At 43.2% G+C, this 23,957-nt stretch carries 19 protein-coding genes, 3 tRNA genes and 2 pseudogenes; 4 read left to right on the top strand and 20 right to left on the bottom strand.

Annotation, left to right across the window (positions count from 1 at the left end; translation table 11 throughout):
* Positions 1-68: 68 nt before the first annotated feature.
* Together recO and ACPFYS_RS05005 are read right to left on the bottom strand one after the other, a co-directional pair.
* Positions 69-788 carry a DNA repair protein RecO gene (gene recO / locus ACPFYS_RS05010; RefSeq protein WP_427876374.1) on the bottom strand — a complete coding sequence of 240 codons (720 nt, stop codon included), beginning with the start codon at positions 786-788 and terminating at the stop codon, positions 69-71.
* A 26-nt stretch (positions 789-814) separates the two neighbouring features.
* Positions 815-2,209 carry a DivIVA domain-containing protein gene (locus ACPFYS_RS05005; RefSeq protein WP_427876372.1) on the bottom strand — a complete coding sequence of 465 codons (1,395 nt, stop codon included), beginning with the start codon at positions 2,207-2,209 and terminating at the stop codon, positions 815-817.
* A gap of 188 nt (positions 2,210-2,397) precedes the next feature.
* Here ACPFYS_RS05005 and ACPFYS_RS05000 point away from each other — a divergent pair.
* Positions 2,398-2,471: transfer RNA gene (locus tag ACPFYS_RS05000), tRNA-Val, on the top strand.
* 434 nt (positions 2,472-2,905) lie between these two features.
* On the opposite strand, the gene ACPFYS_RS04995 is transcribed toward ACPFYS_RS05000, so the two are convergent.
* The 10 genes from ACPFYS_RS04995 to pgi form a co-directional block, all read right to left on the bottom strand.
* Positions 2,906-3,814, bottom strand: a complete 909-nt coding sequence (locus tag ACPFYS_RS04995; RefSeq protein ID WP_427876371.1) for a YlbL family protein — start codon at positions 3,812-3,814, stop codon at positions 2,906-2,908.
* A gap of 77 nt (positions 3,815-3,891) precedes the next feature.
* Positions 3,892-4,626: an HNH endonuclease family protein gene (locus ACPFYS_RS04990; RefSeq protein ID WP_427877668.1), complete on the bottom strand. Its 735-nt coding sequence runs from the start codon at positions 4,624-4,626 to the stop codon at positions 3,892-3,894.
* A 29-nt stretch (positions 4,627-4,655) separates the two neighbouring features.
* Positions 4,656-7,253: an ABC transporter transmembrane domain-containing protein gene (locus ACPFYS_RS04985; RefSeq protein WP_427876370.1), complete on the bottom strand. Its 2,598-nt coding sequence runs from the start codon at positions 7,251-7,253 to the stop codon at positions 4,656-4,658.
* 186 nt (positions 7,254-7,439) lie between these two features.
* Positions 7,440-8,147, bottom strand: coding sequence for a ribonuclease HII (locus tag ACPFYS_RS04980; protein ID WP_427876368.1), 708 nt, complete (start codon positions 8,145-8,147; stop codon positions 7,440-7,442).
* Positions 8,148-8,158: 11 nt separating this feature from the next.
* The gene (gene lepB / locus ACPFYS_RS04975) at positions 8,159-8,941 is read right to left on the bottom strand and encodes a signal peptidase I (RefSeq protein ID WP_427876366.1); all 783 of its coding nucleotides are present in this window, start codon (positions 8,939-8,941) and stop codon (positions 8,159-8,161) included.
* Positions 8,942-9,022: 81 nt separating this feature from the next.
* On the bottom strand, positions 9,023-9,388 hold the full coding sequence (gene rplS, locus ACPFYS_RS04970; RefSeq protein WP_004105329.1) for a 50S ribosomal protein L19: 366 nt from the start codon (positions 9,386-9,388) through the stop codon (positions 9,023-9,025).
* 241 nt (positions 9,389-9,629) lie between these two features.
* Positions 9,630-11,144 (bottom strand): ATP-binding cassette domain-containing protein, encoded by a 1,515-nt coding sequence (locus ACPFYS_RS04965; protein WP_427877667.1) that lies wholly within the window; start codon positions 11,142-11,144, stop codon positions 9,630-9,632.
* An 83-nt stretch (positions 11,145-11,227) separates the two neighbouring features.
* A complete protein-coding gene (locus ACPFYS_RS04960; RefSeq protein ID WP_427876363.1) occupies positions 11,228-12,976 on the bottom strand; it encodes an ABC transporter permease in 1,749 nt (582 codons plus the stop codon).
* A gap of 188 nt (positions 12,977-13,164) precedes the next feature.
* Entirely contained in the window at positions 13,165-13,293 is a 129-nt protein-coding gene (locus tag ACPFYS_RS04955) for a hypothetical protein (protein ID WP_427876361.1), read from the bottom strand.
* A gap of 157 nt (positions 13,294-13,450) precedes the next feature.
* On the bottom strand, positions 13,451-15,145 hold the full coding sequence (gene pgi / locus ACPFYS_RS04950) for a glucose-6-phosphate isomerase (RefSeq protein WP_427877666.1): 1,695 nt from the start codon (positions 15,143-15,145) through the stop codon (positions 13,451-13,453).
* A 274-nt stretch (positions 15,146-15,419) separates the two neighbouring features.
* On the opposite strand from pgi, the gene ACPFYS_RS04945 reads away from it, so the two are divergent.
* Positions 15,420-15,492: transfer RNA gene (locus tag ACPFYS_RS04945), tRNA-Thr, on the top strand.
* A 91-nt stretch (positions 15,493-15,583) separates the two neighbouring features.
* A tRNA-Leu gene (locus ACPFYS_RS04940) sits at positions 15,584-15,664 on the top strand.
* A 117-nt stretch (positions 15,665-15,781) separates the two neighbouring features.
* On the opposite strand, the gene ACPFYS_RS04935 is transcribed toward ACPFYS_RS04940, so the two are convergent.
* The 4 genes and pseudogenes from ACPFYS_RS04935 to ACPFYS_RS04920 all read right to left on the bottom strand — a co-directional run.
* On the bottom strand, positions 15,782-16,465 hold the full coding sequence (locus ACPFYS_RS04935) for a non-canonical purine NTP pyrophosphatase (protein ID WP_427876359.1): 684 nt from the start codon (positions 16,463-16,465) through the stop codon (positions 15,782-15,784).
* A 22-nt stretch (positions 16,466-16,487) separates the two neighbouring features.
* On the bottom strand, positions 16,488-17,249 hold the full coding sequence (gene rph, locus ACPFYS_RS04930; protein WP_427876357.1) for a ribonuclease PH: 762 nt from the start codon (positions 17,247-17,249) through the stop codon (positions 16,488-16,490).
* Between the two features lie 67 nt (positions 17,250-17,316).
* Positions 17,317-17,550: pseudogene (locus ACPFYS_RS04925) on the bottom strand (ABC transporter C-terminal domain-containing protein); the annotation flags it as partial.
* Between the two features lie 137 nt (positions 17,551-17,687).
* Positions 17,688-19,455, bottom strand: a pseudogene (locus ACPFYS_RS04920) (ABC-F family ATP-binding cassette domain-containing protein); the annotation flags it as partial.
* Positions 19,456-19,604: 149 nt separating this feature from the next.
* Here ACPFYS_RS04920 and rnc point away from each other — a divergent pair.
* The gene (gene rnc, locus ACPFYS_RS04915; protein ID WP_427876355.1) at positions 19,605-20,522 is read left to right on the top strand and encodes a ribonuclease III; all 918 of its coding nucleotides are present in this window, start codon (positions 19,605-19,607) and stop codon (positions 20,520-20,522) included.
* Between the two features lie 520 nt (positions 20,523-21,042).
* Here the strand turns inward: rnc and rpmF are convergent.
* From rpmF to coaD, 4 genes are all read right to left on the bottom strand, one after another.
* The gene (gene rpmF / locus ACPFYS_RS04910) at positions 21,043-21,237 is read right to left on the bottom strand and encodes a 50S ribosomal protein L32 (RefSeq protein WP_427876353.1); all 195 of its coding nucleotides are present in this window, start codon (positions 21,235-21,237) and stop codon (positions 21,043-21,045) included.
* A 107-nt stretch (positions 21,238-21,344) separates the two neighbouring features.
* Complete coding sequence (locus ACPFYS_RS04905) at positions 21,345-21,977, bottom strand: YceD family protein (RefSeq protein WP_427876351.1); 633 nt, start codon at positions 21,975-21,977, stop codon at positions 21,345-21,347.
* A 42-nt stretch (positions 21,978-22,019) separates the two neighbouring features.
* Positions 22,020-22,958, bottom strand: a complete 939-nt coding sequence (locus tag ACPFYS_RS04900; protein ID WP_427876349.1) for a hypothetical protein — start codon at positions 22,956-22,958, stop codon at positions 22,020-22,022.
* A 91-nt stretch (positions 22,959-23,049) separates the two neighbouring features.
* Positions 23,050-23,610, bottom strand: a complete 561-nt coding sequence (gene coaD / locus ACPFYS_RS04895; RefSeq protein WP_427876348.1) for a pantetheine-phosphate adenylyltransferase — start codon at positions 23,608-23,610, stop codon at positions 23,050-23,052.
* Positions 23,611-23,957: the final 347 nt, after the last annotated feature.

Genomic DNA, 23,957 nt, shown 5'->3' with positions numbered 1-23,957 from the left:
TGTAACAACCCCATTGAACGAATCAACACAAAGTGAGAAAACTTACTAGCAAGATTTATCAAAAAAACTTACGAAAGAACAGAAAAAGATCGAAGGGAACGCTCCAGATAATACTCACACCAGCGTTCAACGCACATAACTGTTTTTTCGTCAACGCAAGTTGAATCAAGTACTTTCCAATCTCCATTAGATAATGCAATTAGTAAATTCCTAGTGTTTTCGTCACAAATATAAGATCCAGAAGTGTGGTCAGTATTACACATAACTCCGCCGGCAGATGGAGCAAAAAATTGAAGACCATCTTCCCTACCACACACAACACATGAAACTAAGCGAGGAGACCATCCGGCAAGACAAAGCGAGCGCATAGCATAAGACATCCCAATAGCTTTTGGAGAATGTTTATGTTGGCAAAGAGATGAAAGAGCCGAAATAAGAAGAGTGTATTGCGATGAAGAATCTTGAAACTCTCCAGATACAAGCGCGTCAACAGTTTCTAACATAACGCTAGCGTACTCGTAAAGATTATAGTCGGAACAAATAGTGCCGGCATACGCAGCAATAGACGAAGCCTGAGAAATAACGTCTAAAGACTTACCCTTAGCAAGAAGCACATCTACACGCATAAATGGCTCTAAGCGGCCGCCAAAGCGCGATTTAAGTCTTCTTACTCCCTTTGCTACAGCACGCACTTTGCCGTGATTTTTAGTAAGCAGAACAACAATACGATCTGCTTCACCGAGATCAAAAGTACGAAGCACAACTGCTTCATCACGATATAACGGCATAATGCTTTAAAGCGTTGTAGAAATTACTACTTACGATCAGTATCGTTCAACAAAGGATTGTCGTCGCTGGAATCATCAGAATCGTCGTCATCTAAAGTTCCAAGCCTATTCATAATTGGGAAAGAAAGCTCAGGAATATCTAAATTAAGCTTATGCTGTTCCTCAAAAACAGAAGATCCATTACTTTCAGACTTGCTTGATTTTGGTGCTGCAGGAGGGAAAGAAGGAATTGGATTAGCAGACCGCTTAGAAGGAGCTGGCGGGAACATTGGAGGCAAAGGCTGCGAATCTTTTGCCTCGTCAGAATGATTATTAAGAACAGTTGCACTCTGAGAAAGCTCATCATCGCTATCAGTGTTATCGATCACACGATGAGAAGAACGCGAATCAAACAAAGCATGCTCAGACTTGTCTAAATCATTAAAATCATCCGAAGAGTCATTGTCGCGCTCTACATGAGGGAAAATACTTTGCTTCTCATAGTTTGGAGCAACCGGAACGTTAGGAATATTATCTTTATTTGAATCCTCATTTTGCTCAGAAACGTTCTCTGCAGAAGACGAATCTGATGCTGCAGAAGGCGCAAAGGAAGGATAAGTTTCGTGTGCAGCAGACTTCGCATTTGTAGCAGCTACTAAAGCAGCCATAGAAGAAGCTACAGATTTAGGTAACTCCTGATTCTGAGAGTCCTTATCGGAAGAAGACTTTGGAGCAAACGAAGCTGGAATATTTTCATCATTATAAGAATTATTTTCAAAAGCAAAATCTTCATCGTCAGAATCATATTGAGATACACGCTCATACGCTTCCAACCTACTCATTAAACGAATGCAAGTATTCAAATAATAATCAACTTGCCTCTCGTCGTAACCATGCTTTCCAGAACGCTGGGTGAAAATTATGTTAGAAACAAACGTTGAATCGATATCCTCAAGATACTCTGCATCATTACCCCAATTAGGCTTAACACCGAGCATCACAGCAATCTTATCAAGCGTTTGATCGACCATATCGTCTACTTGTTTGCGATCGTATGATGGACGCCTCTTCTTACCTTCAGCAAACCTATTGCGATAATCTCGCTTAGCATGCTTCAAAAGATCACGGTAAACAGCTTCAGTTTCTGCTTTCCACGCAACGCGTCCGCGCTGAGCTAAATCATACTCAGTGTTTTTATCTACAACGGCACGTTCTAAACGGGATAAAGCAGCATCAACTTGACTAATAACATAGCCATTTCGCGCTAAATCAAATGAAACTTCTTGAATGTCCTGCTGAGTGAGCCTAACATCATCAGTTTCATACAACGAGTGCGCGCGCTCAAGAAAAGCATCAACCTGCGCAACGTTATAACCTAATTTACGACTACCAACACGCTCCATTCCAGAAGCATTACGAGCGGTATCAGGTTTCTGAGCCATCGAAAATTGACCTCCTGAGCACAAATTCTTGTTCTCTATACTGTACGCGACTGTTGAGACGCACGCCACGCTATAAACTATTGATACAAAATTATTCAAAACTGCAACACACACGTATGAACTTATGAACACGCGGTACACGCATAAATTTGCTTAACGTACATACCATACTGTATCTTGTTTCAAGCGGGCGATTAGCTCAGCTGGCTAGAGCGCCACCTTTACACGGTGGATGTCGGGGGTTCGAGTCCCTCATCGCCCACTTTCGTGAATCTTAAGCGGATATGCCTCATTTCCGCTTAAGATTTTTGTTTTTCATCACAGACTTAAGGTCATAAACCAAAAGTGTCAAAAGCTAAGCTGATGAATATCTTGTGGTATAAGCCGCAGACTCAATACTGTTACTAACTCAGTCAAGTATCTGAGAAAATAACGCTAATCACCCAAACACCGTTACTAACTCAGATGGCCGACTGAGAAAATAACGGTAATGAGACACTAATGCAGCGCGCCAACTGCGCGAGAGCCTCTAAACAGGCAGAATGAGACCATAATGCAGTAAGCGTTCTGCGCGAGGGTCTCTAAACAGATTCGATTAGCGCAAAACTCTTGTATTGCAAGACTTAATATAAGATTTCTTACACACTTTTGGCCTATAACCCAACTTATGCGAGCGCCAAAGTTTAATAAACTTAATTAATAAACTTTGCAGGTTGGAAGCTTATCAGTTCCTTTACCAGATCCTATAGCTTTCAACGCTTTCCAAGCATCATCTAAAGTGTTAACGCTAACAACTTTAAGACCTGACGGCACATGGCCAACAACTTCATCACAATTATCGTAAGGAGCTAAAAACCAGGTAGCGCCATCTCTAAGAGCACCAAGCATCTTCAAGCGAATACCGCCAATAGCACCAATTTTAAGAGACTTATCAATAGTTCCAGTTCCAGCAATAATTTTTCCACCAGTTTCATGCTCGTCAGTGAGCTTGTCAAGAATACCAAGCGTATACATCATTCCACCAGAAGGCCCACCAATTTCATCAATATGCAGCTTAACTTTCACACCGTCAGTAGAAATACCAAGTTTTTTACGAGCATACTCAAGAGCAACATCCTGAGCTGAAGATTGAGAAGTGTTCATCTCATCATTAGACTCCTTCTCATAAGCATCAGCATCCTGCCCTGCAGGAACCACTGCCTCAACAGGAGTAATCGCACTACGAGGATTATTCCAAGCCAATAATGCAGACACTGTAGGAACCTCATAGCCAGGAACACCAGAAGCATCAACAGTAAGAAGAAGCAATTTGCCAGGATCCTCATCAACAGGCTTCTTCAAACCAGTTACTGTTATTACAGGTTCACCATACGATTTACCTAACACATCTTGAGTAGGACCAGGCTCTTCTACAACGTACGCACTAGGAATAAGAAGCATAGACCAGGCAAGTAAAAACGCAAAGAACCCAGTAAAATAACGCAACGGACGCGCATTAACATAACGAAAAAGAGTACGCGGACTAAACAGTACTGCCTTCAGAAATGCAAATAAAGCACGCTTATAGGTAGAAGGGTTACGCAATTCATACAAGATACGAGACATAGTTTTATCATATACTCCAAAAATAAGACTCTACACAAAATTACAAATATTATTTCAAAAGTATCGTATATAAAATTTCATCTTTCAGGCAATTTTTGAGCATTACAATTATGCAAAATTAAGGCCATAGATCGCTTTTCTTCATCAGTTACGCTAAGAGAATACTTACTTTTCACAGCAATTTGACGAGCTACATAATCGCAACGGAACTTCTTATTAGATGGAAGCCAGTAAGCTGCAGAAGCAGAGCCTTTATCTTCATTAGCTTTACCTTGAACTGCAAGCAAATTAAGCATATCGTTGCCAAAACTAATACGCTTAGATTTACTCCAATGCCACGCTCCAGATTGCCATGCGTTCTCCAATGCAACCACGTGATCGATTTGAACAAGAGAACTAGTTTTACGTCCCCTAACAAATTGAATATCTAAACCTGTGTAAGGATCATGAAGCAACCCAGAACGTACTTGGCAAGAGCCAGCATAACGAAAACGAACATTAACTAAATCTCTAGCTAAAACATCTTCGCGAACATCACAGCCATTACCATCAACATCTGTTGAACGATACCCAAAAAGAGTGCGATCATAGCCACTTCTATGCGGTTTCGACACTTTCAAAGTACGAAGAACTTCTGCAGCCTGCCCACTAGACTCATACTCGCCTGTAAGCTGAGCCGCAGTGCGATTAAATTTTGGAAGCAAAAGACCTATTGCGATTCCAATGATCACAGCAAGAATAATCAACCATATTAATGCTTTGGCTGAGCGAGAAAGGCTTTTACGATGCGAAAACTTGCGCTTTGAGCGCAAGGAACGATAAGTGCTACTCAATGCAGCCTCTACTTACTTTTAGAGCCTGAAAAAGAAGCTTTTTCTGTTTTCTGATTCAAAGAATTATTAGAATCTTTGATTTTTTGAAGCTTCCTAAGTTTATTTGCTTTCCTGTGAGATAAAGGCATAGTTCGCATATCTACAGCCCAAGGTATGCGTCGAAGAACAACATCTACAACCTGCTGCGTTACACTGACAAGAACAATTACTGCCATAACAACATAAACCGTACTCCACGCTGGAATATTTGACGGAGCAGGATGCATAGTCTGAGAAATAAGCATCACAGCATAAGCTATGCCAATAAGAGCGCAAGACATAACAAGCGCTGTCATTCTGCCAATCCTACGATTTAGACGCATATTCTGTTGCGCTAACTTATTCATAGTAACCATCATGGCATTAACACAACGCTCGCCTTGACGATAAGCAAGAACCTCATCTATACCAAGCTCCACATCATCAGCTTCAAGCTCAACAGCATGCTGCTCAGCACGAACCTTTGCCATAACGCTTCTTGAACGCAAACGGAAAATTAGAGGAATAACAAAAGTTATTATTACCAAAAGAACAACAGACACAACAGCAAGTCGCTGATGGAAATAATTCAACAATGCAACAATCGGTATAACCGCAACAATCATTCCTACGCTCATACTTATACCAGCACGATGCAAATGCGCATGATGCATATCTACACCAGCAAAAGAAAGCAGAAGAGTAAACGCTCTAATAGTCATACAAATAACGGAAACCATAATAAACTGCTGAGTTGTTAAATTGCATATATTTCTTCCAGCCTCAGCAAACATAGCAGCTACAGTACAAACAGGTATAAGTACAGTGGCAATAATATTTATAAGAGTTGCGAAAGTAGAAATAATACCAAAAGCAACTTTAGCAAAAGTAGATATTTCACGAATTTCATAACGCAAAACATGGCTCGTAACTAAATTAGAATCGTTAGAACCAGAAAACTTTTTAGACTCAACTTTCGTCTGTTTTACTTGCTTATCTTCTGGATATCTGTACACGTCAACATCAACGCTTAAATCAGATTTAGAAATTCCAACAGAATTAGGCATTAAAACCAGAACTGTTGCGCTTCTAGCCAAACGACGAAGCATGCTTAGTATTTGAGAAGATTCCTGATCGCTTATATTTTCAGCAGAATAGTCAAAAATGTAAACTGGAGTATGACGCAACATTGCTCTAGCAATTAACATTCTGCGCAAAATATTCTCATGATTATCTTCTATGCGATCAATTCGCAAATCCAAACCGTCATAATCCGCATACACAACTCCATCCACATGTGCTTGACGAAGAGCATCCCACATTGAAGTTGTAGTGGCTTTCGAAGAAGCCATAAGAAGATTATTACGTAAAGTAGTAGCAAATAAATGACTACGCTCACTAACTAAAGTAACAACATCAGCTAAAGCTCCAGGAGCAGCATTACACAAAGAAATATAAGACGAATTTTGCGTCTCATTCAAACGATCAGAAGCAACAAATGGTGAAAAATCAGCACTTTGCAGCGTATCATACTTATCGCTATAGTACAGCGCAACATCAGCGTTATCGTTAAAACCTGTGCCAGATAACACATATTTCCGAAGTAGCTGATTGTACTGCTGCGGAACAATATTAAGCACACCATCTTGCGCTATAAACGACATTCTGGCTCTACTATGATGCTCATCAGCAGGAATCTCACAGCGCACATGTAAAGATACGTGTGTTGCACCGTCTGGAAGTTTAAGACTCGTAGAATCATCAGTAAAAGAAACAGGAGCTTCAGAATCAACAACTCGTTCAAGTAAAGCATGCATACGAATCAAACCGTGAGTCGCGTGACGCACAACATACATTTGGCGACCGACTCTACGAAGAGGCTCCACGCTTAGCATTAGCAAAGGCATAGTTAGCAGTGCGGCAGCTAAACCGACACCCTTAACTGAAGAAAGCCAAACTGTAGAAATAATTGCTACAGCAGTAGATGCATAAGCGAACAAAGCACAAACACAGCGCGCAGCAACAGAAACATTTAAAAGAGAACAAACAAGAGTCGCAAACGCAAATATTGCAGAAATAGCAGAAATACTAGCAATAGCAGGATTAACAGTAAATAAAACTCCGCAAACAATAAACGGTATAGGAATTGACGCAATAATTTGAGGAATCAGCAAACCAGCCCAACTCTGTATCCAAGACACATCGTCGTTAACAGTAGTAGCAGAGTTGTAAGAATTACTCTCATCAGCTTTTACAGATCGCAAAGACAGAATAGCTCTTAACATTTTTGGACGCAGACGCATAGCAACCTTAGTGCCAATTTCTGCGCCTAAAGTGCAAGATCCGTGAAAAGAAACATATTTAACTAGAACTATTACTATAAGAGCAACTATGTAAGGCGTAATTTCTATAGAAGAAGTAACAAGTGAGTGTGATGAACTTTTAACCGGACGTAAAACTGGCGAAAGTAAACCTACGCACACGTATACGAAACCAATATTCATTAGGGAAGAAAGTAATAAACTTGCCGCTCTTAAAGCCACCAAGTGTTTTACACCAGGCACGAACGCAAAGAAACGACTAATCATCTCCCAATCCTTTTCAAAAGATTCTTAACATTAAACACACCAACCACTCGCTTCCTAAGATTACGCTAATATCGCGGCATCAACACGCCGTTCGGCACTAAAAGTAACGCTTAAAAACAGTAATTAAAAACAAAGTAAATGCAAGTAATTCAGCAATTAAGTCTAAAAGATAATTATGTAAATAATTTAAGAAAGATGCCAGGAAAGCCTATGCAAATCGCTAGGCCCATATTTCGAAATTGCTTCACGATGAGCTTTAGAACCGTAACCCTTATTTTTATCCCACTCATACGCGCAATAACGAGAATCTTTAGAAAGTTGAATCATAATATTATCTCGAGTAACTTTCGCTATAACTGCTGCAGCAGCAACGCTAGCACACTTACGATCTGCTTTAACTAAAGTGTGAATTTTCGCCGGAATTGGAACTTCAGGAGCATCAAAAGTGTTTAAAACTTTATCAATATAATCGCAAGGACCATCTAAAATAGCAGCAATTCGCTTACCTTCAAGTGACAATATATTAGAAAGTTTCGTTTCTGCTTCAGAAATTGCTTTAAGAGCTGCAACTCCAAGAGCATAACTTATACCCCACTCATCAATTTCACTATTAGTGCAAGAACCAACAGCCCACGAAGTGCACCAATTTTTTAACGGAGAAATTAGATTTTCACGACGATGCTCAGTAAGAAGTTTTGAATCTGCAAGTCCTTGAGGAATATCTTCTGTCTCAACTTGCTCACTTCCTACAATCGCAGCACCAACCATTACTACGCCCGCTAAAGAACCTCGCCCAACTTCATCGAGACCAATAACAAAATCGTATCCTTCAGCTAACAAATCTCTCTCAAATTGAAGAGAAGGAACTAAAGGAACGTTATCTGAATTTGACATAAAAACCTTAATTATTTAGACGAATTAGGAACATCGTCAAACGCATCAGTGTGATCCTCTAAAATACCAGCTCGGTTCAAAGGCCAGCAACGCACTAACGCAACGCCTTTAATCTTAGAAATAGGAACTAAACCATCGTCACCATCATTCTTATGGTAACGAGAATCTGCAGAATTAGAACGATTATCACCAAGCACAAATACGTGGCCAGGCTTAACTTTTATCTTAAACGGGAACGAACTAGGATCAACACCAGGCTTAATATAAGCAGATTCGTGCACAGCAACGCCATTAACTTTAACTGGCTCACCAGGCCCTTCGCACTCAACAACATCGCCAGGAAGACCAATAAGACGCTTAATTAAATCTTTACTTCCAGCAGCAGCTGACTCACCATTCAACCAGTGAGCAGGATCCTCAAACACTACGATATCTCCACGATGAAGAGGAAACATTCCAGGAGTCAACTTAGAAGTAAGCACATAATCGCCAACTTGAATAGTGTCCATCATAGAGCCGGAAGGAATAACATAAACACCAAAGACGAAAACGCGAAGCAAAATCACTAAAATTACTGGGCAAATAAACCACAGTAGCGAATCAAGAAAAGAAGACTTACGCGACTTTGCATGAAGAGCAGAATTAGAATGACGTGCGCGTAGACCTCTAGGTAGCTGGAAACCGGAAGACACATTAGTATCTTCCGGTTCCGGCGGCACAGGCGAAGGATCAATACCATGGCCAGCCACATTTACAATATGATTATCGCTTAACTGTGTGCCATCGGACGCCATAATAACCTTCAACCTTGTGTAAATAGTTAGGTAAAACTACCTGTGCTTATAGGCTTTACGAAAAAGCTTACGAAACACTGCTTACTTAGCAGAGTTATCGCGACGCTCGGCAATACGAGCAGCCTTACCACGCAAAGCGCGCAAGTAGTAAAGCTTAGCGCGACGAACGCGACCACTACGAACCAGCTTAATCGAATCGATAGCTGGGGAATGAAGTGGGAAGCGACGCTCAACACCAGTGCCGAAGCTAACCTTACGCACAACGAAAGTCTCGCGAACGCCAGCACCCTTACGAGCAATCACCACGCCGGTGAAGGTCTGAATACGAGTGTTGTTGCCTTCCTGAATCTTAACGTTGACATCAACGGTATCGCCAGGACGGAAAGCTGGAATTTCTTCAGCAGCCTTAAGATGCTTAGCATCAAATGCTTCTACAGCATTCACCATAATAATTCCTCCAACGCCGCCGCATACCAGCGCAAGTCACGCCGAAATCAAAACTAATGAAAAATCGGCTATCTATCCCAAAAAGTTTGCTCTTTGGGGGCTTTCGATCCGCGCAATCTCACTAAAAGAAGCGACTAGACATTAAAGATAAAAGAACTATGCGGCATCCTCTTATCGAAAGCATACAAATACCAAATTTATGCTCAATAATGGACATTATTGAGCATTATTCCGCACTATTTCAGCGCACAACTCCATCGAGAGGAGCAGTTTCAACAGTGCGAGTCAGCTCATCATCATCAGCATCATAATCGAACAGCTCACCGTAACGACCCCAGCTAATTGCAATATCGAACTGCTGACGAGCAAGCGCATCAGTATGCTTACTACGCAATAAATCTAAAATCAACTCACCGCGAAGCTTACCATTACGATTACGGCTTAATGCCTGATCAATAGCATGAACTAACGGAGCGTGCTCAATAGCTAAACGTGCAAACACCTGCTTACTGTGCAAAATATCGGCATTATGCCACTCTTCACCCTCCGGAGTAATGGTAATATGGCCGTTATCAGCAGTAAGAAGATTCAACATAGTTCCAGCATCAACCAGAGGGAACAAATCATCGATTTCAAACGACAAATCAGCAGCCAAATCAGCCAAATCAATGCCTTCAGGATTCTCAGAGATCACATCAAGCAAACCAGCCATACCGCCAGGAGTTGCGTTAGGGAGCAAATGCACGGCAACAGGTTCAGGCTTAGTTTCACCTGACTCATCGTCATCCTCATTTTGCTTATCTTCATCTTCATCATCGCGGTGACGTTGAATAAGCATATCTGCAATAGCTGCAGCTTCAGTATCTTCAGTATCTTCTGATTCAGTAGACTGATTCTGACTATTATCCTCACTCACATTCTGGCTTTCCTCTTCCGAAGTGCTATCAGGAGCAGAACCTGTCAAAATAGCGTACAAGTTATCAACCATTGACTCAAATTCAGCACTATGCTTGTCGCGCGGACGAGGCAAATCAACCTCAACATCAGCAATCAAATGACCCGGATGAGAGCCAAGAACAACAACACGGTCAGCCATTTGAACAGCTTCCTCAATATTGTGAGTCACAATAAGAACAGATTTAATATCTCGTTCCTCGCTAGACCAAAGCTTAAGAACTTCCTGACGCAAGTTTTCAGCAGTAAGAACATCAAGAGCAGAGAACGGCTCATCCATGAATAAAGCGTCTGGACGAAGTACTAATGCGCGAGCAATACCAACTCTCTGACGCATACCACCAGAAAGTTCCTTTGGATAAGCGGTTTCAAAGCCGTCCAAACCGATAGCATCGATAGCAGCTAAAGCAAGCTCTGTACGCTTCTCTTTACTAACTCCCCTAGCACGCAATCCAAGCTCCACATTATCTTGCACAGTAAGCCAAGGCATAAGCGCGAAGGTTTGGAACACGATTGCAACCCCAGGATTTGGTCCTGTAAGCTCGCGTCCACGATACGTAACAGTTCCTTCAGTTGGCTGAATTAAACCTGCCATAGTACGAAGGAAAGTTGATTTTCCAGCACCTGAACGGCCTAGAATTGCTACAATCTCGCCTTCTCGTAAAGTAAATGATATATCGTGAAGCACATGCTGGGTAGTTCCACTATCGGATGTAAAACTTTGGCTTATGTGTTTTGCGTCGATAATATCGCCTGTTATTAAAGATGGAGTTTTTACTGCATTGTTCTTGATGGTAGTCATAATATCCGCCGTTCTACTCATTTCATTCAGTAAGTTTATAAATTTAGATTTTTATTTAATACTTTTTAAGATTTATTTAAGATTTATCCCAAAACGTAACGTTTTTCGGAATATTTACGCAAAGGACTCCAGAATAGTCGATTACTTAGCACAACAATCAAGCTCATAACAGTAACGCCAACTAAAGTACGCGTAGAGTCACCAACTGTAGTAGCAGAAGTAATATACGCACCAAGACCCTGAGTTTCCATATGATTTTTGCCATATTCAACAATTTCAGAAACAATCGAGGCGTTCCAAGCACCACCAGCAGCAGTAATACCACCAGTGCACCAAGAACCAAAAATAGCTGGCAAAATCAAAGTCTTCCAACGCAAAACATTACTCAAACGGAAGCTACGAGTCATCTCGCGCAGATCATCAGGAATAGCACTCGCACCAGCAATAACATTGAATAAAATATACCATTGCGTTCCAAGCGCCATCAAAATAATACTTCCCCAACCCAAATCAATATTCCAAGCAAGGAACCACATCATAGCGAATGGGAAAATGAAGTTAGCAGGGAAACTAGCAAGAATCTGCACAATCGGCTGCATAATGCGAGAAATTTTAGGATTCATACCAATCAGCACGCCAACCGGAACCCAAATAATGGAGCTAACCACAATCAAAACAGCCACACGTAAGAAAGTTAAGCCGCCAAAAGCTGCAGCCTTCGCAAACTCCTGCAATCCAGAAGTAACAGCAACAAAATAAAGCAGCTGAGCAGCACCCACAATGACGAGCAGAATCATAACAGCGTTAAAAGCTAAATCTCCAAACTTACGTTGAGAAGCCTTACGAGGCCACTTAGCTCCAGTACGACCAAATGGGCGCGTAATCTTTTCTAACCATTCACGAATCGGAGAAAACAGTTTACTAACAACCTCATCAGCATGAGAATGACGAATCAAAGTTAAAATAGCACTATGACGCTCATCATCCGAAGCGCTCTGGGTAATGCGGAAACGTTCAGCCCAAGCGGTAAGCGGCTTCCAAAGGAAGAAATCAATGGCAAGCACAACAATAATCATTGAAGCGATAGCCCACCAAATATTCCCAAGCTTGTTTTGCGCAGCAGACTGAGCCACAAAACTACCAACTCCAGGAAGAGCATAAGTATGGTTGTTAACAGAAATCATTTCTGAAGCAGTAAGGAAGAACCATCCGCCGCCAACAGACATCATGCAATTCCAAAGAAGAGGAATCATAGCGTTCGGCATATCAAGAACCCAGAAACGCTGCCAATGAGTAAGCTGCAAACTACGCACAGCCTCATCAAGTTCCTTCGGCTCACTGAGCAGTGAACGATGGAAAGAGAACGTCATATTCCAAGCTTGACTTGTAAAAATAGCGAAAATAGACGCAGCCTCAACACCCATCATTGATCCTGGGAAAATTACGAGCCAAATCGTAACTGTAGCAGAAAGGAAGCCAAGAATTGGAACGGACTGCAAAATATCTAGGAGAGGAATAAGAACCTTACCTAGACGACGGCTGCGCGCTGCAAGAGAGCCGTAAATAATAGTAAAAATAAGCGATGCAATAAGCGCAAGCATCATACGGAATACTGATCTAAGAGTGTAATACGGAAGATTAATAAGATCAGTTGATACAGTGGATGGAATCCCCTTCGGACCAATAGGCTGATTGATACGCTGCAAAAGAAATGCTGTTACGCCAAAAACAGCAAGAATACCGATGCAAACAATAATATCGGACCAGAAACGAGTGTTCTCGTCAATCTGTGCACCAGCGGCTTCTTTGCGCGAAGTTGTGAATACGGTCATAATAAAATCCTCGAATAGGCAATAAGTGGGTTCGCCTTCGTCTATTTTGTTTATTTCTGTTTAATTATTTTTATTTAGATTTTTATGCAGCCGTATCACCATTGATCGCATTATAGGCGCAAATAGACAGAACCCACGTCTTTTAATTGCGCAATTTATAATCTTAGAAAGTTATAATTTCCGCAATTTTACAACCTAAATTCGGTGATTGCCGGCTTCATATATTCAGGAGGAACGTCCGAACTACTACTACCAATAGTGTCAGAACCTTCATCAGCACAAGTATTCGAATTATGGCTTTTACTGTCATGTTTCACGGCGAATCACCTCCTTAAGTTCGTGCTAATTATAAAATATCGACAATATCGTGTCAAGCGATAACAAAAGCAGAGAAACAAATAAAAAGCCTCTTGACGAACAGATACGCCAAGAGGCTTATAAATCAGCAATCAAACGAGATTGCTACGCACGCACTTACTTGCGGTGAGCGCGATAGAAACGAATCAAGCTCTGAGTAGAAGCATCCTGAGCTGCCAAAGCTTCATCATCCTTAGAAATTGCAGGAGTAATCTGCTTTGCAAGCTGCTTGCCAAGCTCCACACCCCACTGATCGTAGGAATCCAAGCCCCAAACAGTGCCTTCAACGAAGGTGATGTGCTCGTAGAGAGCAATCAACTCGCCCAAGCTAAATGGAGTCAAAGCATCGCCGAAGATAGAAGTGGTTGGACGGTTGCCTTTGAACACGCGAGCTGGAACAATCTCCTCTGGAGTGCCTTCAGCGCGAACTTCGTCAGCAGTCTTGCCGAAAGCAAGAGCCTTAGTCTGTGCAAGATAGTTGCCCAAGAAGAGCTCGTGCACATCCTGATCGCCATCCTTAGTAGGATTTGGCGTGTTCACGAAAGCAATGAAATCAGCTGGAATAAGCTGAGTGCCCTGGTGAATCAACTGGTAGAAAGCGTGCTGGCCGTTGGTGCCTGGCTCACCCCAGAAGATTTCGCCGGTTTCGCTTGTTACAGGAGTGCCGTCCCAGCGCACAGACTTACCGTTGGATTCCATGGTGAGCTGCTGCAAATAAGCTGGGAAGCGGTGCAAGTACTGATCGTATGGAAGCACAGCGTGAGAAGCAACCTTGTAGAAGTTGCGGTACCAAACGTTGAGCATACCAAGAAGAACCACAACATTCTTCTCGAATGGGGTCTCAGCGAAGTAAGTATCGATTGCGTGGAAGCCCTTCAAGAACTCTTCGAAGCGCTCTGGGCCGAGGACAACAGCCAAAGAAGTACCAACAGCGGAATCTACAGAGTAACGGCCGCCAACCCAGCTCCAGAAGCCAAAAGCGTTGGTTGGGTTGATGCCGAACTCTTCAACCTTCTCAAGGTTGGTGGAAACAGCCACGAAGTGCTTAGCAACAGCTTCAGCCTTCTTTGCGTCGCTTCCGTCAATAGCACCGCACTCCTGAAGCTTGTTAAGCAACCAGGTACGAGCAGTACGAGCATTGGTCAAAGTCTCCAAAGTGGTGAAAGTCTTGGAAACAATGATGAAAAGCGTGGTTTCTGGATCCAAATCCTTGGTCTTTTCTGCCATATCGTTTGGATCAATGTTAGAAACGTAGCGAGCGCTAATTCCAGCGTCAGCGTATGGCTTCAAGGCTTCGTAAACCATGACTGGACCCAAATCAGAGCCGCCGATACCAATGTTTACAACGGTCTTGATGTTCTTGCCGGTAACGCCCTTCCAAGCGCCGGAACGAACTTCGTTAGCAAAATCGTAAATGCGACCCAATACTTCACGAACATCAGCAACGGTATCTTGACCGTCAACGATGAATTTGCCTGCATCCTCTGCAGGACGACGCAAAGCGGTGTGCAACACTGCACGATCTTCGGTATTGTTAATGTGCACGCCGGTGTACATTGCCTTAGTGCGCTCGTCAAGCTTAACTGCCTTTGCAAGGTCGGCGAAAAGCTTAAGCGTTTCAGGCTTAATCAAATTCTTAGAAAGATCGAAGTGGAGATCTCCAGCTTCGAAGCTCAACTTATCCACACGGTTCGCATCTTCAGCGAACCACTTCTTCAGGCAAACGCCTTCAGACTGCAACTGATCGAAATGCTTCTGTAAAGCAGCCCACTCTGGAGTCTTTACGGCGTCAACTGGCGGATTGATGGCCATTTGTTTTGGTCCTTTCATATTCGGTAACGTGACGTGATGTGCGGTTTATGCCGCTACTATGACAGCTTTTGTTTTCACACGTATGAACAATGTGTGTAACGCAACTATCGCATCACAATCATCCACTTCACAAGATACTCACAAAAGAAGACAGAAGTACACGAGATTTACACGAAACATCACTTCTAACACGCCACGCCAATTAGACAAATTGCAAAAAACATGATATGATATTTGATTTGTGCGCGAGTCGCGAATGCGTCTCGGGCTACATGCCACTTTAGCTCAGTCGGTAGAGCGTCTCCCTCGTAATGAGAAGGTCGACAGTTCGATTCTGTCAAGTGGCTCTCTAACCCATTCGGGTGTATAAATGTTCTATTTGTATTGTCCGATAGGTTTTACTTAGCTGATTTGCTTGCTGCTGATTTGCTAACTGACGCGCGAGTGGCGGAATGGTAGACGCGCAGGATTTAGGTTCCTGTGTCTTACGACGTGTGGGTTCAAGTCCCATCTCGCGCACTTTGTGATTTTTAAGCAAATATACACGTTTGTATACTTACGCACGCAAAATTACACATGCAATAAGCAAAATATTTACTGAAACTAAAGTAATTTTATTAGTTTTATCTGATCAAACTATTTCATAAACATAGCTTGCAATTCCGGCAATAAAGCTCTCAAAGCGTATCCGCGATGTGAAATAGCATTTTTCTCGTCAGAAGTAAGCTGCGCGTTAGTAAGGCCTTCCATACGAACACCATCTCGAATAGGCTGCGAATCAGGCACAAACAAAGGATCATAACCAAAACCATTAGTTCCCTGCTCGGCTCGCAAAAGATGTCCAGTCATTTCACCAACACGTACAGTCTCAAAACCATGAGCATGAGACATAACACTACCTTCCGGAACTTCACTACAGTCATCTGGAATAGCTAAAGCTGCAGCACAACGGAAACGAGCTGTACGACACTGATCAGGAATATCAGAAAGCTGACGAAGCAAAAGCGCATTATTCGCATGATCGTCGCCATGAACTCCACTCCAGCGAGCAGAAAGAATGCCAGGAGCAGCACCCAAAATATCAACTATCAAACCAGAATCATCAGCTATCGCAGGATATCCAGTACGTTGAGCTACATCCCTAGCTTTCAACAGTGCGTTCTGTTCAAAAGTAACGCCCGTTTCAACAGGATCAGGTAATCCTAATGAAGCTGCAGTCATAAGCTCAATTTCATCAGCATGATCCGATAACTGTTCGGTTAGAATACGCTTAATTTCAACGAGTTTGCCCTCATTATGCGTTGCCACAACAAGCTTCACGCCCGCTCTCCCTTAATCTTAATTAATTTTCCAAAGCCTTACGCTGCATCTCCTGCAATTCAGTATTACCTTTTGCAGCCAAATCCAAAAGCACATTCAATTCATCGCGAGTAAAAGGACGATGCTCAGCCGTACCCTGAATTTCAATAAACTTACCAGATCCAGTCATAGCAACATTCATATCTGTCATAGCTTGACTATCTTCAATATACGGCAAATCAAGCATAGGCGTACCGTTAATAACACCTACAGAAACTGCAGAAATAGAATCTTTTATAACCTTATTCGCACTACTAATATGCTTATTCTTTTCTGCCCAACGAAGTGCATCAACTAACGCAACATAAGCACCAGTAACAGAAGCCGTACGCGTACCGCCATCAGCCTGCAAAACATCGCAATCAATCTGAATTTGCGTCTCGCCCATTGCCTTCATATCTACTACACCACGCAAGCAACGACCAATAAGACGACTAATTTCGTGAGTACGTCCACCAACTTTACCCTTAACAGACTCACGATCTGTGCGCTCTGCAGTAGCGCGCGGAAGCATAGAATATTCGGCAGTTACCCAACCGCAACCGGAATCTCTACGCCAACGAGGAACACCTACCGTAAAAGTTGCAGTACACATTACTCGCGTATTTCCGCACTCAATAAGCACAGAACCTTCCGGAACGTCAGTAAATTTACGCGTTATGCGTACAGGACGAAGCTCATCAACAGCACGTCCATCAACGCGAATTGGTTTCACAGATTCCAACATATCCTTGATTTGAGCCATAACTCAACAATTTAGCACGTGGCTGTTATCTTCTATTTCATCTTCTTAACGCTCAGTAATTTTTGCGTTAAAGCTGCTCAGAAAGCTCCATCCACTCTTCTTCAAGAACGCTAGTTTCTTGCGCATTTTGCTGCAATTGTTCATTAAGAGCCTGAAGACCTACGAAGTCACTCGGGTCGTAAGAAGCCATACGATTTTCAATATCAGACTTTTGCTCTTCTAATTTCGCAAGTTTGCGCTCAATCGCAGACACACGCCTTGTGGCGTCATGGTAGGCTTTGCCAGTAAGTTTTGGCTCACTTACTGTGTTTACTGAACTTACTGAACTTACTTTAGTTGCAGAACTTGCAGAAGCAACAGAACTAGCGGCGCTATTGTTTTGCGCAATAACAGTAGAGGATTGCGTTGCCCTAAGCCTATTTTCATGCTCACGCTGCAGATTCTCAACAATCTTCAGATACTCGTCTACGCCACCCGGGAGGTGACGGATTTTGCCGTCAATCAGCGCAAACTGCTGATCAGTTACACGTTCAAGCAAGTAGCGATCGTGCGAAACCACAATAAGCGTACCTGGCCATGTATCAAGCAAATCTTCCATAACAGCGAGCATGTCAGTATCGAGATCGTTGCCAGGCTCGTCCATAATCAGCACGTTCGGCTCGTTTAGAAGAATCAGCAGCAGCTGCATACGTCGCTTTTGACCGCCAGAAAGATCCGCAATCGGCGTCATAAGCTGCTCAGGCTTAAAACCAAGCCTTTCCATAAGCTGACCCGGAGTCACCTCCTTGCCGTCAATAATATAGCTTGGCTTATAGCGGCTTAAAACCTCTTTAACCTTATATTTTCCAAGCTTTTCGAGCTCTTCTAGACGCTGCGAAAGTACCGCGAATTTTACCGTTTTACCAATATTTACATGACCAAGTGTAGGCTTTAGCGAACCGTCAATAATGCTTAATAAAGTTGATTTTCCAGCGCCGTTAGCACCCACAATTCCAAAGCGATCTCCAGGTCCAATTAACCAAGTTTCATCGTCTAAAATCATGCGTCCTGTAATAGTTTTGCGAGACGCTGCTGCAGTTTCTGCAGCTTCTGTAAATTCTGTAGCTTCTGTACTATTGGCGGCACTATTGGCGGCACTATCAGAAGAATTTTTTTGATTTTCGTCAACCGAAATCGTAACGCTTCCTACGTGAGTTGGCTGCGCAAAAGCAGACTCCACTATATCGACTTTATTTGATCTTCCTGCAGCAGAATCACGTAAAACTGCAGTTTCTGCAATATCTGGATCAATATTTTTTAGCTGATGTGAATCGTCAAAAATTTGCGTAACGTCAATCAAATCAACAACTTGCTTACCAAGACGCGAAGTTGCCATTTTCTTCAATTCGAGAGTATCGCGCAATGGTGGCACATCTGCAATAAGCTCACGAGCCTGCTTAACGTGGAACTTCTGCTTAGTAGAGCGCGCACGAGCACCCCTGGAAAGCCAAGCCAACTCTTTCCTAGCCAAATTTCTGCGACGCTCCTCGCGAACATCCGCCTGACGTTCTCGCTCAACTCGCTGAAGCATGTACGCACTGTAGCCGCCTTCGAACGGGTCAATTACGCCGTCGTGAACTTCCCACATGGACGTGCAAACTTCGTCCAAAAACCAGCGGTCGTGTGTCACAATCAAAAGTGCACCCTGACCGTCCTGCCAACGGTTAAGTAAGTGCTCGGCAAGCCAGTGAATCGTCACCACATCCAAATGGTTAGTAGGCTCATCCAAAGCCAAAATATCCCAGTCGTGAAGAAGCAATCTCGCCAAATCCGCACGTCTACGCTGACCGCCAGAAAGCGTACCAACTTTCGCTTCCAAATTTATGCCGCCAAGAAGAGCTTCTACGATTTCGCGCGAACGCTGATCTGCAGCCCACTCGTAATCCTCACGATTTTCTAACGCAGCCTGACGAACAGTCGCGTTATCATCCAAAGGATCTCGCTGATCAAGCATGCCGAAAGTGAGACCTCCTCGCTTAGTCACGCGCCCAGAATCAGGCTGCATCTTACCAGCAAGCAAGTGAAGTAACGTAGATTTTCCGTCTCCATTTCGGCCAACTATGCCGATCCTGTCTCCTTCAAAGACACCTTGCGTTACGTCTGTAAAAATAGTTTTTGTAGCAAACTCTAGCGAAACTCGTTCTAATCCCAAATCATACGTAGGCATAATGCACAAATATAGTTGCAGACTTATACGAATTGCAGACTTATACGAATAAAAGTTGACGAGAACGAAGTCGACGAGAACGAAGTTTAGAAACGGAATATTATCGAAACTGACGCGTCAATAATACTGTGTTTGCAATACAGACTATAATGATGCGTGCTATGGCGACTCAAATTAATCAGGAAAATCAGCAGAACAGCGAAAAGCAGCAGGAAAATATGCAGGAAGATATTCAAGAAGATATTCAGGAAGAGCAGAAAAAGCCGGAAGAAAATGAGCAGAAAAATCACAGCCTGCCGACACAGCACAACGCAAGTAGAGTATTGAGATTGGACGGCAATGAAGCTCGCCCGGGAGACCCAACTCAGGAGCTTTTAAACGCTTTAGGTACGACAATTTCGCCAGATCTTTTGGTAGAAGCGCTAACTCATCGCTCGTTCTCACACGAACATCCTGGTACGCGAAATTATGAGAGACTAGAGTTTTTAGGAGATGCTGTTCTTGAGTTGGTTTCTACAGAAACGCTATTTTATGCGCATCCGGACATGACTGAAGGTCAGCTCGCGAAAATGCGTGCGAAAGCAGTGTCAGAATGGGCGTTGTCGGCTGTTGCGCGCAAAAAACTTAACGCGGGAGCTTATATTTTGCTGGGGCGCGGCGAAATGGAGCAAGGCGGAAGTAAGAAAGATTCGATTCTTTGCGATATTGTTGAGGCGCTTATTGGCGCTACATTCGTGGAACATGGCATTGATGAGGCGCGCCGAGTTGTTCATCGTCTAATTGACGACACTTTGGCGGAAGTGCTGACTGAAGGGCCGGCACTTGATTGGAAGACTTCGCTTACGGTTAAAGCGCATGGCATGGGTTTGAAAAATCCTGAATATCGTATGGCTGTTTCTGGGCCGGAATATGCGCCTGTATTTGAGGCGCGCGCAGTACTAGCGCACAAGGATGGCGACGAATTGCTGGGAATCGGCAGAGGTACTAGTAAGCGCAAAGCGCAGCTCGCGGCTGCAGAGAAAGCGTGGCATGCGCTCGATTCGCGCGCGAATTCCACTAACGAGTGAAACCTCCAAACACGAGAGAGCACTCTCGCGATTGGAGCAAAACACAAACCGACACGCTCCAAATACGAGACAGAGTTCTCGCAAATGGAGCGTATGACGGAAACAAACCCTCCAAACGCGAGACAGTCCTCTCGCAAATGGAGCAAAACGCAGACCAACACACTCCAAATACGAGACAAAGCTCTCGCAAATGGAGCAAAACACAGACGATAAACCCTCCAAAAACGAGACAAAGCTCTCGCAAATGGAGCGTATGACGGAAACAAACCCTCCAAACGCGAGACAGTCCTCTCGCAAATGGAGCAAAACGCAGACCAACACACTCCAAATACGAGACAAAGCTCTCGCAAATGGAGCAAAACACAGACGATAAACCCTCCAAAAACGAGACAAGGCTCTCGCAAATGGAGCGCTACGCAACGATAAACCCTCCAAACACGAGACAAGGCTCTCACGATTGGAGCGCAAAAAAAAAGAAAAACCCTGCCACCCGTCGATGGCAGGGTTTTATCAGTACAACCTACTTGGTGTGTGCCGAGCGAATGGCTTCTTTGTACACGCGACCGCGGAAGTTACCGCAGGTTGGGCAAGCCATGTGTGGAAATGCCTCAGAACCACAGTTCGGGCAAGTCACAGTCTGCACGGCAGACGCCTTCCAATTAGCGCGACGCGAATGCGTATTAGCACGCGAGGTCTTATACTTAGGCAGTGCCATAATCTTTCCTCTATTTCGTTCGAACGATTGAGCTTAAGCGTTCTGTATATTACAGCAAGTGCAGTACAATTGCGCAATTTCAACGTTTTCTACACTACTAAACAACGCTATTTTCCGCTCTGTGCTTTCTCAAGTTTCTCTTTCAAACCTTCTAACGCAGCAAAACGGATATCTGTAACATCATGATGATGATCCGGATGCTCGTTAAGATTTTCTCCACAAGTTGAGCACAAACCGCGGCAGTCAGGCTCACAAAGTGGCTGCAACGGCAACTCGCCTACCATCGTATCTCTAATAAGAGCTTCAATATCAGCAAAATCTCCGCCGCCTACTAGAGGGTAAACATTACCAGACTCATCATTATCTTCCCAAATATCCGCATCGCTCTCATCTTCTGTTCCGCGCTTCTCACGCGAATCAGAACGCGAATCAGAACGCGAATCATGATATGGGAAGAAAACACAAACATCCACTTTCCAATCGCGACGAAGAGGCATTAAACAACGCGAGCACTGAGCGTGCACAGGAGCCGTAATAGTACCCTGAAACATAAGACCATCGACAACAGCATCAAAATTACCGTCAACCATAACATCGCTGCCAGGTTTAACACCTATAACACTATCCCCAATGCCTTCTGGAGCCGGAAAAGCTCTATGCAACTCCATACTGCTACCAGCACGCGCAGCCATTTGCGCTACAGGCACCGCCCATAATGATTGGGAGGGATGCGAGGCCATAATACGTTCCTTTCACGAAATTTTAATTCGATTAAATATTTTCTAATCTTCGTCGTAATACATTTCGTCATCATCGTGCAAGCTGGCGCTCAAGTTACGCTGCTCACGTTCTGCATGCAAACGACGCTCTTCGAGCACTCGCTGACCCGCTTGAACATCCTGCTCGAGCTTATCAAGCTGCTGCTTCAATCCGTCCATAACATTAGTGCAATACTTATCCGCACCCTGAGTAAGCTTATCGGATTTAGCTTGAGCATCTGCCACAATCTCACGTGCCTTCTTCTTAGCCAAAGCAGTCACGTTTTCTTGACCAGCAAGGAATTGCGCACGCTCCTGCGCTTCTTCAACAATCTGCGCCGCTTTGGACTGTGCGGAAGTAACTATAGAGTTCGCCTGAGCTTGAGCTGTACGCAGACGACGCTCAGCTTCACGCATCAAAGCCGATGCGCGCTCAAGCTGAACTGGAAGCATATCCTTAAGTCTAGAAAGATGATCAGCAAAAGCATCTCTATCAATCTTCACCATTCCGGCAGCAAACAGAACGTTCTTAGCTTCCGAAAGATTCTCTTCCATAGTGTCAATAACGTCGTAAACAGTAGTAAATTCTGCACGGCTTTTAGAACGCACTTCGTCACTTACAGGATCAACAGTATCTTCAACCGGCTCCTCATCATCCTCATCATCGAAGGAAATAGCGCCGCCATCTTCGCGCTCACGCAAATCTGGCATAGGAAATAGAGGAGCTACAGGTTTAGACCCACTTTTAGAAGTAGAATTAACATCACTTGTAGAATTAGCCGCATTCATAACTGATTCTGCACGTACAGAAGAAGTTTCTGTATTATCGGCATCATCATCTACATTTTCAGCAAGAGTTGGGTGCAAAGGAAGTCTGTCTCCATTGCTGACTGCTCTTTCCATAGTATCGTCAGTTTCAAGCGTAGAATCACCGCTCAATGCTGCATCGTCTTCAGACATCATATTCATACTCCTGTCTTCTAAACTTTCGTTACTCTTTCTCAACTTTTACAGCTATTTATTTTAAGTTTACAAGCATTTTCGCAATTCGACGCTATAAACTACCGTCAACACTACGATTTGCAGCAAACAACTTATGTAATAAGGGTATTACGTTATCTGGAACCATTCCAGTTACGTCTCCGCCATGACGAGCAACGTCTTTAACAACAGAGCTTGAAACGTGTTCCAAAATAGGATCAGCAGGTAAAAATAGTGTTTCTATGTTAGCAAGTCTACGGTTAACTAAAGCCATACCCAACTCTGCTTCATAATCGCCATTCTGACGTAAGCCTTTTACTATAACAGTTGCACCAACTCGCTTACAATAATCAGTTACTAATCCATTTGTAGACGAAACTACTAATTTTCCCACAGTTTGCGAAGATGAGATATTTTCTTTAGAAAGATTATTGGATTTGTCTAATAGATTTATTTTTTTGATTGCCTCTTCTATTATTTTTACGCGCTCTTCCTCACTAAAAAGTGGGGTTTTGGCAGCATTTACTGCAACAAGTATGTGTACTTCGTCAAATAAGTGAGCACAACGTTGTATCACATCAAGATGGCCTTCAGTAACAGGATCGTACGATCCGGGACACACAGCTATAGTCATGCTTTTTAGATTAGCACCCTTATCGCTTATAACAAATTTGCAGACATGCGGAAAGTATATCTTGAGTTGATTAAATTAAAAAGTGTCTGTAATACACTATGCAATACACTAGAAATTAAGATAAAAAATTAGTATTAAAATTAAGATAAAAATCAATACGATATGTATTGAATTAAAATTCATACAACATAAAATTTATAAAGATTGACGAACAAACTTTATGCTGTTAAAACTATTGGTTAAGAACGATACTTAAACTACTAATTAGCGTTCAGCAATTTTGAGTTAGTGTTTCAGCTTAAACGAGGAAGGACGAGGCAATGTTTTCAGCATTTTCAAAAGATAGT

Origin of the sequence: Gardnerella sp. 2492, assembly GCF_050320365.1 — a bacterium.
GTDB lineage: Bacteria > Actinomycetota > Actinomycetes > Actinomycetales > Bifidobacteriaceae > Bifidobacterium.
This window is presented reverse-complemented; position numbering and strand designations above follow the sequence as displayed.